The sequence below is a fragment of the Streptomyces sp. NPDC026672 genome (genome assembly GCF_040638185.1).
GTDB lineage: Bacteria > Actinomycetota > Actinomycetes > Streptomycetales > Streptomycetaceae > Streptomyces.
Genome location: NZ_JBEZXS010000015.1, coordinates 143,113 through 156,435, shown reverse-complemented (window position 1 = coordinate 156,435; position 13,323 = coordinate 143,113). Strand labels below are relative to the sequence as shown.

Here is a 13,323-nt window from a genome sequence, read left to right as displayed (position 1 = left end):
GACGGTGTGCACGCGTGCGGGACGTCACGCCGGGACGCGCACGCCCGCCATCGTGCCGAGCATCCGGCGGGTGCTGGGGCCCACGACGACGGCCCAGTCGTCCGGTCTGTCGGTCAGCCAGCGGGCCATGGTCGCGGCGAAGCCGGGCACATGCCGGCCCAGGTCGACCAGGCCGCGGTCGAAGCGGTTCGCACCGTCCGGGGTGCGCACCAGGAGGAGGCCGGTGCGGTGGACGAGGTCGCGGACCTCCTCGCCCGCGTGCCCGCCGAGCGCGGCGGCGTGCAGCAGGGCGTCCAGGACGGCGGGCTCGCGCTCATGGGCGAGCAGGTGCTCCAGGAGCTCGCGGCGTAACGGGCGGGACGCGGGGGTGCCCGGGCCGGCGAGCACCGTGGCGAGGGCCGCGCGGACGGATTCGGGGCCGTCGTCGAGGAGGGCGGTGACCAGGGGCAGGAGCACGGCGCGGGCGGCCGGTCCGTGGTCGAGGCGACGATCGACGTACGCGGCGACCGCTCCGGCATCACCCGGGCCCGCTCCGGCGTTCCCCGGCCCCGGCTCCGGTCCCGGTCCCGCGTTCTCCGGCCTCGGCCCGGCGTTCTCCGATCCCCGTCCCACGTTCCCCGGCCCCAGCCCCGCGTGCCCCAGTCCCAGCCCCGCGTGCCCCAGTCCCGGCCCCACGTCCTCCAGTCCCAGTCCGGCAGCCGCCAGCACCAGCTCCGTGATCGGGCCGGCGAGTGCGGGTGCGGTCACCTCGGCCAGGGCGCGCAGCGTGTCGCCGGTGTCCGGTGTGCCGAGGCGGGTGCGGAAGGCGTCCAGGACCGGCCCCGGATGGGTGGCCAGGGCGGGGAGCAGGGCGCGCGGCGGGAGCGCGGGGTCCGCGGCGGCGAAGTGCCCCAGGGCGCACGGGAGATGGCGGTCGCGGGTGACGGGGTCGTGGACGAGGAGGGCGAGCGCGCCACCGTGCGGGGCGCGGTCGGCGGGGCGGGCGAGCAGGGCGAGGGCGGCGCGGCGCAGCAGGGCGCGGTCGGTCTCGGTGCGGGCGTGGGGAGCGACGCGCATGCCGTAGGTCGCCGCCGCGTCGAGGCGGTCCCGCCGTCCGTCGTGGGCCCATCGGTCGACGGCCCGGCACAGGGCCGACGGCGCGTCCTCCGCGAGCACGGCGAGCAGTTCGGCGCCCCGCCGGTGCCCGCTGTCCAACAGCACCTCGGTGAGCGCGTCCGGGGCCCGGTGCCGATGGGTGTGCAGCAGCGCCTGGGCGGCGGTGGCCACGGTGGCGTACGGCATCGCGGGCAGCGCGCGGTCGTCGTCGAACCAGCGGGTGAGCGCGGGTTGTACGGCGCCGGGGTCGGCGGCGAGGAGCCGGGCGACGGCGTCGAGGTGGCGGGGCTCCTCGACCGTCGTCCCGGACGGCGGGGGGTCGGCCAGGACCAGTCGGCGCAGCAGGTCCAGGCGCTCGGCGGCCGGGAGGGGCAGGCCGGTCCAGAAGGCCGGGCCGAACTCCGGTGGTACGGGCCGCTGTTGGCGGCGCAGGTCCACGAGGGTGTCGGCCAGCAGCGTCAGGACGCCCGTGTAGAACGTCGCGTCCGGCACCCGTGGCAGGGTCCGGGACAGCAGCCGGGCGGCCCACCACGAGCCGGGGTCGAGGTCGAGGGCGTGGACCAGGTCCGCCAGCCGGCCGGCGAGTGCGCCGGGGCCCTGCCGGTGGCCGAGGAGCAGCAGGGCCTCGGCGACCGGGCCCGCGCGGTGGTGGGGAACGGGTCGCCGAGGGGCGGGGCCCTGGCGGTGCACCAGGGTGTGCAGGGCCTCGTCGAGGTCGAGGTGCAGGCCCTGGATCCAGTCGGCGGTCTCCTCGTGGGCGAAGCGGTAGCCGTCCCCGGCGGGCACGAACAGCCCTTCGGCGAGCACGGCGGAGGCGCAGTCGACTCCCCCGGACGGGCCGGGGAACAGCGCATCGAAGGTCCGCCGGTCCAGTTTCCCCCGCCCCGGCCCGAGGCTGCGTCGCGCGGCCTCGTGGACCTGTCCGCAGACCCGGGCGGCGAGCCGTCGTACGTCGGTGCCGCGTAGCCCGTGCCAGGTGGCGAGCCGGACGGCGACGCGCAGGCACAGCAGGTCGAGGTGGGCCGTGAACACGTCGTGCCGGTCGACGGGCCCGGACGGCGCGGTACGGGGGAGCGCGGCGCGGACCTCGCCGAGGAGGGCGAGGGTGAGGGGGTGCCGGGCGTCGTGCCCGGTGAGGACCCCCTCGGGGACGGCATGGCGCACCCGGGCGCGGCGGGCCTCGGCGGGCGTCAGATCGCCCAGGCGCACGCACACCACCCCCGCCCCGGCCCCCGTCCCCGTCCCCGTCCCCGTCCCCGTCCCCGTCCCCGTCCCCAGGCCGTTGTACGGCGCCGGGCCGGTGAACCGGGCGCCCGCCTCCTCCCACCACTCCTCGCCGCACGCGACCACGAGCCGTGTCCCGGTCGCCCGCAGCCACTCGGCCGTCGCCCCGGCCCACGCGGAGAGCCGGTGGCCGAGGGCGCGCGGCATCTCCTCGGGCGCGTCGAGCAGGAGGAGCAGGGGGTGTCCGGCGCGGGCGGTGAGCAGTGCCGGGGTGAGCTCGCCGAGGTCGTCCGGGTGACTGGAACGGGCGGCGGCGACGGTGCGGGCGGCGCGTTCCAGGGCCCGTCGTGCCGCGTCGGCCACGGAGGTGTCCGCGGCATCGAGGTCGGCGCCGCGCAGCCAGAGCGCCGGCGCGGGGTCGGGTGCCCGGCGGCGGCGTGCGGCGAGGGCCGCGAGTTCCGTCGTACGGCCGCTGCCCGGGGCGCCGACCAGGGCGACGACCGCGGCGCCGGTCGCTCCCGGCTCCGCCGACTGCCGTACGACGGCGGCGCGTTCCACGGGCTGCACGGTGCCGGCCGGGCCGTCCTGCGCCATCGAGGCGTCCGTGAGCCGCAGGACGCCCGCGAGGTTGAGGTCTGCGCCGTAGGCGGGGACGGTGGCGGCGTTGCGGGCGAGGAGGTCGGCAAGTGGGCCCGGTGCGGCGGCGGTCGGCGGCACCGCGAAGCCGACGTCGCGTGCGTCGGAGCACAACGCGCTTCCCAGGACGGCGAGTACGGCTCCGGTCCCGGCGTCGAGCACCGGTCCCCCGGCGGTCCCCCCACCGGGGCGCAGCGCGTCGCGCCCGGCCGTGCCGACCGCCAACTCCAGTGCTCCGTCGATGAGTCGGCGGCCGTCGCCGCAGTCGTAGGTGACCCGGGCCGTGCCGAGCACCCGTGCCTCGCGCCAGTGCCCGGCGGGGATGCGCACATACGCGCCCGGCTCGGTCCGTCCGCGCACGCTGATCGGCAGCGGCTCGGCTCCGAGGCCGTCGGCGCGGACGAGGGCGAGGTCGAGTCCGGGCAGCGGGGTGATCGCGTCGGCGCTCACCCGGCAGGTCCGCCGCCCGGCGCGCAGGACGAGGCCCGGCTGTCCGTCGACGACCTCGTGGCCGGTCAGGACGGTGCCGTGGTGGTCGGCGGCGAATCCGAGGCCCCGCGGGCGCCCTGCCGGGTCGCACACCTGGACCAGGGCGTCGTCACGGGCCGCCGCGGCAGCCCGGTTGTCCCCGCCCCGGGTCCCACCCGTCGCCCGACGGCCGCTCCCGCCGCGCGGGGCCGGTGCCGTCATGGCCGTACCTCCCACCGTGCCTCCGTGTGTCCTGAGGACCGACCGTAGGGGCGGAAAGATGGGGCAAACAGGACGTCCGGGGAAAGCGCCCCCTTCCGAGCCCCCGGTTCACTCCGAGCGCCTGCCCGGACGGGTGAATTGGCGGGTACGGCTGGATAACCCTAGGGGTGGGGGAACCGAGGGGGGACCGTGGAGCGGCGGCAGTGACAGGACCCCGTGGCCGCCGCTCCACGGGCAGGGCCCCGTGGCCCCGCCCGGTGTCAGCCGAAGACGGCGAGGCTCTTGGCCTTGCCCTTCTGCTCCTCGACCAGGGCGAGGAACCGGCCCTCGGGATCGAACACGGCGACGGGCCCGCCGCCCGTGTAGGTGTCGGGCATCTCCAGGCGCACGCCGTTGGTGAGCAGCCTGGCCCGGCGGGTGTCCACGTCCCAGCGCGGGAACGCGGCCGTGGCGGCTTCGGCGACGGGCATCACGGTCAGCTCCTCCTGGAGCTGCTCCAGGGTGCGCGCGGCGTCCAGCCGGTACGGGCCGACACGGGTGCGGCGCAGCGCCGTGAGGTGACCGCCCACGCCCAGCCCGGCGCCCAGGTCGCGGGCGAGGGCGCGGATGTAGGTGCCGGAGGAGCACACCACGGAGACCACCAGGTCGAGCACGGGTGTCCCGTCCTCGGCGACGGCGTCCCGGACGTCGTACACGGTGAACGAGGAGACGGTGACGGGGCGGGCCGGGATCTCGAAGTCCTCGCCCTCGCGCGCCCGCTTGTACGAGCGCACGCCGTCGATCTTGATGGCGCTGACCTTGGACGGCACCTGCATGATGGCGCCGGTCAGCTCGGCGATGCCGGCGTCGACGGCGTCGCGGCCGACCCCGGAGGCGTCGGTGGCTGAGGTGATCTCGCCCTCGGCGTCGTCGGTCAGGGTGTTCTGCCCCAGCCGGATCGTGCCGAGGTATTCCTTCTCGGTGAGCGCGAGGTGACCGAGGAGCTTGGTCGCCCTCTCCACTCCGAGCACGAGGACGCCCGTCGCCATGGGGTCGAGGGTGCCCGCGTGGCCGACGCGGCGGGTCCGCGCGATGCCGCGCATCTTGGCGACGACGTCGTGCGACGTGAAGCCCGACGGCTTGTCGACGATGACAAGGCCGTCGGGCGGGGTGGGCCTGCTGGTCATTCGGCGGTGTCGTCCGTCTCGTCGTCGCCGTCCTCGGCCGGCTTGCGGTACGGGTCGGCCTCGCCCGCGTACGCGGCGCCCGCGGACGCCTCGCGTACCTTCTCGTCGGACTGGCGGGCCTTGTCGAGGAGGTCCTCGATGGTCCGGGCGGTGTCCGGGAGGGCGTCCGCGACGAAGGCGAGCGTCGGCGTGAACTTCACGCCGGCCGCGCGTCCGACCTCGGAGCGCAGGATGCCCTTGGCGCTCTCCAGGCCCGCGGCGGCGGCCTTCCGCTCCTCCTCGTCGCCGTACACCGTGTAGAAGACGGTCGCCTCCCGCAGGTCCCCGGTGACCCTGGTGTCCGTGATGGTGACGTGCGTGCCGAGCCGCGGGTCCTTGATCCCGCGCTGGAGCTTCTGGGCCACCACCTCTCGGATGAGGTCCGCCAGCCTTTTCGCCCGCGCGTTGTCGGCCACTGGTCCGTCTCCCGTTCTTTCCTGTCTCTGTTCTGTGGTCAGTCGTCGTCGCCGTGGATGCGCCGTCGCACGGACAGCAGCTCCACCTCGGGGCGAGCGGCGACCAGCCGTTCGCACCGGTCGAGTACGTCGGTGAGGTGCGACGCGTCGCCGGAGACCACGGCGAGTCCGATGCCGGCCCGCCGGTGGAGGTCCATGTGGTCCACCTCCGCCGCGCTCACGGCGTACTTCCGCTGGAGTTCGGCGACGATCGGGCGGACGACGGAGCGCTTCTCCTTCAGCGACCGTACGTCGCCGAGGAGGAGGTCGAAGGACAGAGTCCCCACGTACATGTATGCAGCCGGTTCACCCGCCGGCGCGGGATAGATGGCCCTGCGGTGAGCAGGAACATCAAGAAACGGTACCCCGTTCCTGCCGGAGGCTCGACGGGGTTTTGCGTTGGCCGGAGACACCCGGAGACACCCGGCCCCCGGCGTCACCGCCCCCGTCTCGCCCACCGCCCACCCGAATCCGTCGACTGAGAAGCGGACGGCGGGGACTCGCCCCGGACGTCGGCCTCCCAGCCCACCGGGTCGGGTGGGCGGGTGGGCAAAAGGGGTGTGCCGGCCGACGGACACATGTTCCGTCGGCCAGCACCGACCACCGGCCTAAATCAGACCCGCGGCTTCTCGCGCATCTCGTACGTCGCGATGACGTCGTCGATCTTGATGTCGTTGAAGTTGCCGAGGTTGATACCGCCCTCGAACCCTTCGCGGATCTCGGTGACGTCGTCCTTGAAGCGACGCAGGCCCTCGATGTTGAGGTTCTCCGCGATGACCTTGCCATCGCGCAGCAGGCGGGCCTTGGTGTTCCGCTTGACCTCGCCGGACCTGATGAGCACACCGGCGATGTTGCCCAGCTTGGACGACTTGAAGACCTCGCGGATCTCCGCCGTACCGAGCTCGACCTCCTCGAACTCCGGCTTGAGCATGCCCTTGAGGGCCGCCTCGATCTCCTCGATCGCCTGGTAGATGACCGAGTAGTACCGGACGTCCACACCCTCGCGCTCGGCCATCTGCTGTGCCCGCCCGGCGGCGCGCACGTTGAAGCCGATCACGATGGCGTCGGAGCCCATCGCCAGGTCGATGTCGGACTCCGTGACCGCACCGACGCCGCGGTGCAGGACGCGGATGTCGACCTCTTCGCCGACGTCCAGCTGGAGCAGGGAGGATTCCAGCGCCTCGACCGATCCGGACGCGTCGCCCTTGATGATCAGGTTCAGCTGCTGGACCTCGCCGGCCTTCAGCACCTTGTCCAGGTCCTCAAGGGACACGCGGCGCGTGCGCTTCGCGAAGGCCGCGTTGCGCTCGCGGGCGGCACGCTTCTCCGCGATCTGGCGGGCCGTACGGTCCTCCTCGACCACGATGAAGTTGTCGCCGGCGCCCGGGACGTTGGTCAGACCCAGCACCTGGACCGGGGTCGAGGGACCCGCCTCGGCGACGTTGTTGCCGTTGTCGTCGAGCATGGCCCGGACCCGGCCGTAGGCGTCGCCCACGACCATCGTGTCGCCGACCCGCAGGGTGCCTCGCTGGACGAGGACCGTCGCCACGGCACCGCGGCCGCGGTCGAGACGGGACTCGATCGAGATGCCCTGCGCGTCCTGGTTGGGGTTGGCCCGCAGGTCCAGGGCGGCGTCGGCGGTGAGGACGACGGCCTCCAGGAGGCTGTCGATGTGCAGACCCTGCTTGGCGGAGATGTCGACGAACATGGTGTCGCCGCCGTACTCCTCGGCCACCAGGCCGTACTCGGTCAGCTGACCGCGCACCTTGGTCGGGTCCGCGCCCTCGACGTCGATCTTGTTGACCGCGACCACGATCGGCACGTCGGCCGCCTTGGCGTGGTTCAGGGCCTCGACGGTCTGGGGCATCACGCCGTCGTTCGCCGCGACCACGAGGATCGCGATGTCCGTCGACTTCGCACCACGGGCACGCATGGCGGTGAACGCCTCGTGACCCGGGGTGTCGATGAAGGTGATCGCCCGGCCCTCGCCGTTGACCTCGGTCGCGACCTGGTAGGCACCGATGTGCTGGGTGATGCCGCCGGCCTCGCCCGCGATGACGTTCGTCTTGCGGATGGCGTCGAGCAGTCGCGTCTTACCGTGGTCGACGTGACCCATGACGGTCACGACCGGCGGACGGACCACCAGGTCGTCCTCGTCGCCCTCGTCCTCGCCGAACTCCAGGTCGAAGGATTCGAGCAGCTCGCGGTCCTCCTCCTCCGGGCTGACGATCTGAACCGTGTAGTTCATCTCGCCGGCGAGCAGGTGGAGCGTCTCGTCGGTGACGGACTGGGTCGCGGTGACCATCTCGCCGAGGTTCATCATGACCGCGACGAGCGACGCCGGGTTGGCGTTGATCTTCTCCGCGAAGTCGGTGAGCGACGCGCCGCGGGAGAGACGGATGGTCTCGCCGCCGCCGCGCGGCAGCATCACGCCGCCGACGCTCGGGGCCTGCATGGCCTCGTACTCCTGGCGACGCTGCCGCTTCGACTTGCGACCACGACGCGCGGGACCGCCGGGACGGCCGAAGGCGCCCTGCGTGCCACCGCGGCCACCGGGACCACCCGGACGACCGCCGAAGCCGGGACGGCCACCGCCGCCACCGCCGAAGCCGCCACCGCCACCACCGGGACCGCCGCCACCGGGACGACCGGCGAAGCCGCCGCCACCGCCCGGACGACCGGCACCGCCGCCGCCACCACCGGGACGACCGGCGAAGCCGCCGCCGCCACCGGGACGACCGCCGCCACCGCCGGGACGACCGGCACCGGCCGGACCACGACCGCCACCGGGGCCGGGACGCGGACCGGCAGCGGGACGCTGCGGCATCATGCCGGGGTTCGGACGCGGACCGGCCGGGCCGGGACGCGGACCGCCCTGCGGACGGGGCATGCCGGACGGGCTCGGACGCGAACCGCCGGGAGCCTGGGGACGCGGACCGCCGCCCTGGGCGCCGGGCGCCTGCGGACGGGGACCGGCACCGGGAGCACCGGGACCGCCGGGACGCGCGCCCTGCGGGCGGGGAGCCTGCGGGCGGGCCATGCCGGTGGAGCCACCGGAGGTGAAGGGGTTGTTGCCCGGACGCGGACCGGCCGGACGGGCACCGGGACGCGCCTGGCCACCGGAGCGGGGACCGCCCTGGGGACGGCCCTGACCCTGGCCCTGGCCCTGACCGGGCGCACCGCCGGGACGGGCGCCACCGGGCTTCGGAGCACCGGGGCGGGCACCGGGACGCGGGCCCTGTGCGGCGGCCGGAGCCGGCGCGGACGGCGGAGCGGTGAACTCCGGCGTCGTGGGCGCGGCCGGGGCCGGACGCGGCGCGGGCTTGGGGCCGGGCGTCGGGCGCGGGCCCTGGGCGGCGGCCGGAGCCGGAGCCGCCGGCGCGGGGGCGGCCGGGGAGGGGGCCGCGGGCTGCTGCGGAGCCGCCGGAGGCCGCGGGGCGGCCGGCTTCGGGGCAGCAGGACGAGCCGACTGCGCCGGAGAGGGCGCGGCCGGCCTGGGGGCAGCCTTGCGCGGGGCGGGCCTGCCGGCGGACTTGCCGTTGCCACCGCCCTGGAAGGCGTCGGTCAGCTTGCGTACTACGGGCGCTTCGATGGTCGAAGACGCCGAACGGACGAATTCACCGAGTTCCTGGAGCTTGGCCATGACGACCTTGCTCTCCACACCGAACTCCTTGGCGAGTTCGTAGACCCGGACCTTAGCCACTTCGCTCCTTTGAGGTCCGGGTTGCGGCCGGACCGTCGCTAGTTCATGGGCGTACTCATCGCGTACTCATCGAGTGCTCATCGCAATCTCGACCTGCTTTCGACTCGCGAGGTACCAGGACCGCACGGGGTTTCGCGCGGCACGTCTTACGGTGTTGCCTGCTCAGCAACTGTTGTCTGCTCCACGTACTGGCGCAACGCCTTTGTGTCGAGCGCTCCCGGGGCACGCAGTGCCCGTGTGAACGCCCGGCGGCGCACCGCCTGGTCGAGACAGACCGAGACGGGGTGTACGTACGCACCCCGGCCGGGCAGCGTACCGCGAGGATCGGGGGCGCATTCGCCCTCGATCTCCACGATGCGCAGCAGATCGTTCTTGGCCGCCCGTTGCCGGCACCCCACACAGGTGCGTTCAGGGCATACTCCGGCGTGCGTCCGGCCAGACACTCCTAAGTCTACCTCCCCGTACCGACCTCACCCTTTTGGGGCCGGAATCGAACAGCTGCCGTACAACAATCTGTCGTGATCCAAGCGGCGTGCGGCCTGGATCTATTCCCCGGGCTGCTCGGTGTCCGGCCGGATGTCGATGCGCCATCCGGTCAGACGGGCGGCGAGCCGGGCATTCTGCCCTTCCTTGCCGATCGCCAGGGAGAGCTGGTAGTCGGGGACCGTGACCCGGGCGGAGCGGGCGGCGAGGTCGACGACCTCCACCTTGGACACCCGCGCGGGTGACAGCGCGTTCGCCACCATCTCGGCCGGGTCGTCCGACCAGTCGACGATGTCGATCTTCTCGCCGTTCAGCTCGCCCATCACGTTGCGCACCCGGCCGCCCATGGGGCCGATGCAGGCGCCCTTGGCGTTCAGGCCCGAACGGGTGGACCGGACGGCGATCTTGGTGCGGTGTCCGGCCTCGCGGGCGATCGCGGCGATCTCGACGGACCCGTCGGCGATCTCCGGGACCTCCAGGGCGAACAGCTTCTTCACCAGATTGGGATGCGTGCGCGAAAGGGTGACGGACGGACCGCGCACACCCTTCGCCACCCGGACGACGTACGACCGCAGCCGCAGGCCGTGCTGGTACGTCTCCCCGGGGACCTGCTCCTGCACCGGCAGGATGGCCTCCAGCTTGCCGATGTCGACGAGCACGTTCTTCGGGTCCCGGCCCTGCTGGACCACTCCGGTGACGATGTCGCCCTCACGGCCGGCGTACTCGCCGAGCGTCGCGTCGTCCTCCGCGTCACGCAGCCGCTGGAGGATGACCTGCTTGGCGGTGGTGGCCGCGATGCGGCCGAAACCGGACGGGGTGTCGTCGAACTCGCGGGGCTCCTGGCCCTCTTCGAGGTCCTCGGGGTCCTCCTTCGCCCACACGGTCACATGCCCGGTCTCCCGGTTGAGCTCCACGCGCGCGTGTCGGCGGCTTCCCTCGGTGCGGTGGTAGGCGATGAGGAGGGCCGACTCGATCGCCTCGACCAGCAGGTCGAAGGAGATCTCCTTCTCCCGTACCAAGCCCCGCAGGGCACTCATGTCGATGTCCACGGCTACGCCTCCTCTTCCTTCTCGTCCTTGATGTTCGTCTCGTCGCCGGACTTCTCGTCGGCGGACTTCTCGTCGGCGGACTTCTCGTCCTTGCGGTTGAACTCGACCTGTACCCGCGCCTTGGCGACGTCGGTGAGCGCGAGCCTGCGGGTGGTCGCCCTGCGGCCCTTCACCCCCGGCACCTCGACGTCGAGGCCGTCCTCGTCCACGCCGAGGACGCGGGCGACCAGCTCGCCGCCCTCGTGCAGCTGGAACCGCACGAGGCGGCCGGTGGCCCGTACGTAGTGGCGGTGTTCGGTGAGGACACGCTCCGCGCCCGGGGTGCCGACCTCCAGGTCGTAGGCACCCGCTCCCATCGCGTCCGTCTCGTCGAGCTTCGCCGAGAGCGCACGGCTCACATCGGCGATCCGGTCGAGGTCCGCACCGGTGTCGGAGTCCACCACGACCCGCAGCACCCGCTTGCGCCCGACGGAGTCCACGACGATCTCTTCGAGGTCCAGGCCCTGTGAGATGACGAGCGGTTCCAGGAGTTCCCGCAGCCTCTCGCTCTGGGTGGTGCTCATCCGGGTGACTCCTCGGCCGCGTGTGCTGTTGTGGGATGGGTCGCGTGTCTGGTCAAAGGGTATCCGGTCGCGGGGTGTGTTGCCGTCCACCTGCGTACGGGCGGTGCCGGTGAGTGGCCGGGGGCGTGTGCGCGGGTACCGTGATCACGGGCGAGTCGCCCCCTGCCGGTTCTTCCCCCCGTACGAGTTCCCCGAGGACGTCTGCCGTGCCCCTCCCCTCGCCTCCGCGGGCCCTGACCGGGCCGCGCAGAAGATCCCTGCTCGTCACGGCCGCCGGTGCGGCGCTGCTCGCGGGCTGTTCGTCGGCCGGCGCGGGCTCCGGCGCCGGCACGAAGTCCGGTCCGTCGCCCGAGGAGCGGGAACGCGCGCGGGCGAACCGCGACAGCCTCGGGCTCGTGGAGCGGTACGACGCGGTCCTCGCGGCGCACCCCGGACTGGCGGAGCGGCTGCGGCCGTTGCGGGCGGAGGTCGTACGGCACGCGGCGGCGTTCGCGGACGGCGCGCGGGCCACGGCGTCGCCCTCCTCCTCGGCGGTCGCGCCCGCGGCGCCGCAGGCGGCGGTGCCCGCGACCGAGAAGGACGCGCTCGCCGGCCTCGCCGCCGCCGAGCGCGCGCTGGCCGACCGGCGCGCGAAGCAACTGCTGGACGTGCCGGGCGAACTGGCGCGGCTGCTGGCGTCGGTGGCGGCGGCCGGGGCGGCCCACGCGTATCTGCTGACGGAGGGTGGCAAGTGAGCGACGAGGGCAGGGCCGCGGAACTGACGGCGGCACAGGCGGCGCTGGCCGCCGAGCACGCGGCGGTGTACGGGTACGGCGTGGTCGGGGGCCGGGTCGGCACCCAGCGGCGCGCGGAGGCGCGGGCGGCGTACGACGCGCACCGGGCCCGGCGGGACGCGCTGGTGCGTGAGGTGCGTGACCTGGGCGGCGAGCCGGTGGCGTCCAGTGCCGCGTACGCGCTGCCCTTCGCGGTGCCGGACGCGGCGGCCGCGGTGCGGCTGGCGGCGGAGCTGGAGGACCGGGTGGCCGGGGTCTACTCCGACCTGGTGCGGGCCACGGGGGGTGCGCGGCGGGGTGAGGCGGCGCAGGCGCTGCGGGAGGCGGCGGTGCGGGCCGTGCGCTGGCGCGGGGGCGGCGTAGCCTTCCCTGGTCTCGCCGAACGGGCCGGTGAGGCGTCCGGTACGGCATCGGCGCCCGCGTCGGCGACGGGCTCGCCGGCTCCGCCGGCCTGACCCCGTCACTCAGCAGGAAGGGAACGACTCGCGCATGGCTTTCGAACCGCCGCGGCGCCTGGTCAGGGCGCTCGGTGAGACGGCGCCCGAGGGTGACGACTGGTTGGAGAGGCTGCCGGAGGCGGCCCGGGGGGCCGTCGAACAGCGCGAGTTGACCGTCGAGCGGGTCCAGGTGCCGGGTGGGCGCAGCAGTCTGGTGGTCCTCGTGCGGCGGGCGGACGGCAGCCCTGCGGTGCTGAAGCTGGCGCCGCGGCGGGCGCGTCCGGAGAGTGAGCGGGCAGCGCTCGCCCACTGGGACGGGCTGGGGGCCGTGCAGCTGCTGCCGGACACGGTCGCCGAGGGGGTGCTGCTGCTGGAGCGGCTGCATCCGGACGTGTCGGTGCGGTCGTTGCCGGAGGCGAAGGCGCTGCTGGAGGCGGCGGGTGCGCTGCGGCGGCTGTGGGTGGCGCCGCCGGAGGGGGCGGACGCGCACCGCTTCGAGACCGTCGCCGAGCGGACGGAGCGGCAGGCGGTGGCGATGCGGGCGGGTGCGGAGGCCGACCCGGAGGTGGCTCCGCTGGTCGACGCGGCGCTCGCGGCGCGTGCGGAGCTTCTGGTCGCGCCGCCCGAACACCGGTTGCTGCACGGCACGTTCCGGCAGAGCAAGGTGCTCGCCGGGGAGCGGATGCCGTGGCTCGCGGTCGGTCCCGACCCGGTGGTGGGCGAGTGCGCCTTCGATCTGGCGCGGCTGGTGCGCGACCGGGTGGAGGACCTGATCGCGGCGTCGTCGGGCCCGGCCACGACGCGCCGCCGGGTGAAGCGGCTGGCGGAGTCCCTGGAGGTCGACCAGGACCGCCTGAGGGGCTGGACCCTGTTCCGGGCGGTGGAGTCGGGTGTGCGCGCCCACCGGGTGGGCCGCGAGAAGGACGCGGAACTCCTCCTGGAGTTCGCGGGCTGGCTGTAGCACCGCCCGCACCGCACACCGACGGCCCGTTCCCCTGTCACGCCGGCGG

11 protein-coding genes are annotated in these 13,323 nt (G+C 74.3%); 3 read left to right on the top strand and 8 right to left on the bottom strand.

Annotated elements, in window-relative coordinates; translation table 11 throughout:
- Nucleotides 1-24: 24 nt before the first annotated feature.
- The 8 genes from AB0F77_RS19625 to rimP all read right to left on the bottom strand — a co-directional run bounded on the left by AB0F77_RS19625 (nt 25) and on the right by rimP (nt 11,103).
- Nucleotides 25-3,645, bottom strand: a complete 3,621-nt coding sequence (locus AB0F77_RS19625) for a trypsin-like peptidase domain-containing protein (RefSeq protein WP_361949752.1) — start codon at nt 3,643-3,645, stop codon at nt 25-27.
- Nucleotides 3,646-3,905: 260 nt separating this feature from the next.
- Nucleotides 3,906-4,811, bottom strand: coding sequence for a tRNA pseudouridine(55) synthase TruB (gene truB / locus AB0F77_RS19620; RefSeq protein ID WP_361949749.1), 906 nt, complete (start codon nt 4,809-4,811; stop codon nt 3,906-3,908).
- A complete protein-coding gene (gene rbfA / locus AB0F77_RS19615; RefSeq protein WP_361949746.1) occupies nt 4,808-5,266 on the bottom strand; it encodes a 30S ribosome-binding factor RbfA in 459 nt (152 codons plus the stop codon). Before rbfA ends, truB begins: the two co-directional genes overlap by 4 nt.
- A gap of 38 nt (nt 5,267-5,304) precedes the next feature.
- Nucleotides 5,305-5,598: a DUF503 domain-containing protein gene (locus AB0F77_RS19610; RefSeq protein ID WP_361949743.1), complete on the bottom strand. Its 294-nt coding sequence runs from the start codon at nt 5,596-5,598 to the stop codon at nt 5,305-5,307.
- A 320-nt stretch (nt 5,599-5,918) separates the two neighbouring features.
- Nucleotides 5,919-9,008: a translation initiation factor IF-2 gene (infB, locus tag AB0F77_RS19605; protein WP_361949740.1), complete on the bottom strand. Its 3,090-nt coding sequence runs from the start codon at nt 9,006-9,008 to the stop codon at nt 5,919-5,921.
- Between the two features lie 146 nt (nt 9,009-9,154).
- Entirely contained in the window at nt 9,155-9,451 is a 297-nt protein-coding gene (locus tag AB0F77_RS19600) for a YlxR family protein (RefSeq protein WP_361949737.1), read from the bottom strand.
- 102 nt (nt 9,452-9,553) lie between these two features.
- A complete protein-coding gene (gene nusA / locus AB0F77_RS19595; protein WP_361949734.1) occupies nt 9,554-10,540 on the bottom strand; it encodes a transcription termination factor NusA in 987 nt (328 codons plus the stop codon).
- Between the two features lie 2 nt (nt 10,541-10,542).
- The gene (gene rimP / locus AB0F77_RS19590; RefSeq protein WP_361949731.1) at nt 10,543-11,103 is read right to left on the bottom strand and encodes a ribosome maturation factor RimP; all 561 of its coding nucleotides are present in this window, start codon (nt 11,101-11,103) and stop codon (nt 10,543-10,545) included.
- Nucleotides 11,104-11,309: 206 nt separating this feature from the next.
- Between rimP and AB0F77_RS19585 the strand changes: the two genes are divergently transcribed.
- Genes AB0F77_RS19585 through AB0F77_RS19575 form a run of 3 tightly spaced genes read left to right on the top strand, consistent with a single transcriptional unit; the run spans nt 11,310 to nt 13,274 of the window.
- On the top strand, nt 11,310-11,837 hold the full coding sequence (locus AB0F77_RS19585) for a hypothetical protein (protein ID WP_361949728.1): 528 nt from the start codon (nt 11,310-11,312) through the stop codon (nt 11,835-11,837).
- A complete protein-coding gene (locus AB0F77_RS19580) occupies nt 11,834-12,331 on the top strand; it encodes a DUF4439 domain-containing protein (RefSeq protein WP_361949725.1) in 498 nt (165 codons plus the stop codon). The genes AB0F77_RS19585 and AB0F77_RS19580 overlap by 4 nt, the downstream gene beginning before the upstream one ends.
- Nucleotides 12,332-12,365: 34 nt before the next feature.
- Nucleotides 12,366-13,274, top strand: a complete 909-nt coding sequence (locus AB0F77_RS19575) for an aminoglycoside phosphotransferase family protein (RefSeq protein WP_361949722.1) — start codon at nt 12,366-12,368, stop codon at nt 13,272-13,274.
- The last annotated feature ends 49 nt before the right edge of the window (nt 13,275-13,323 follow it).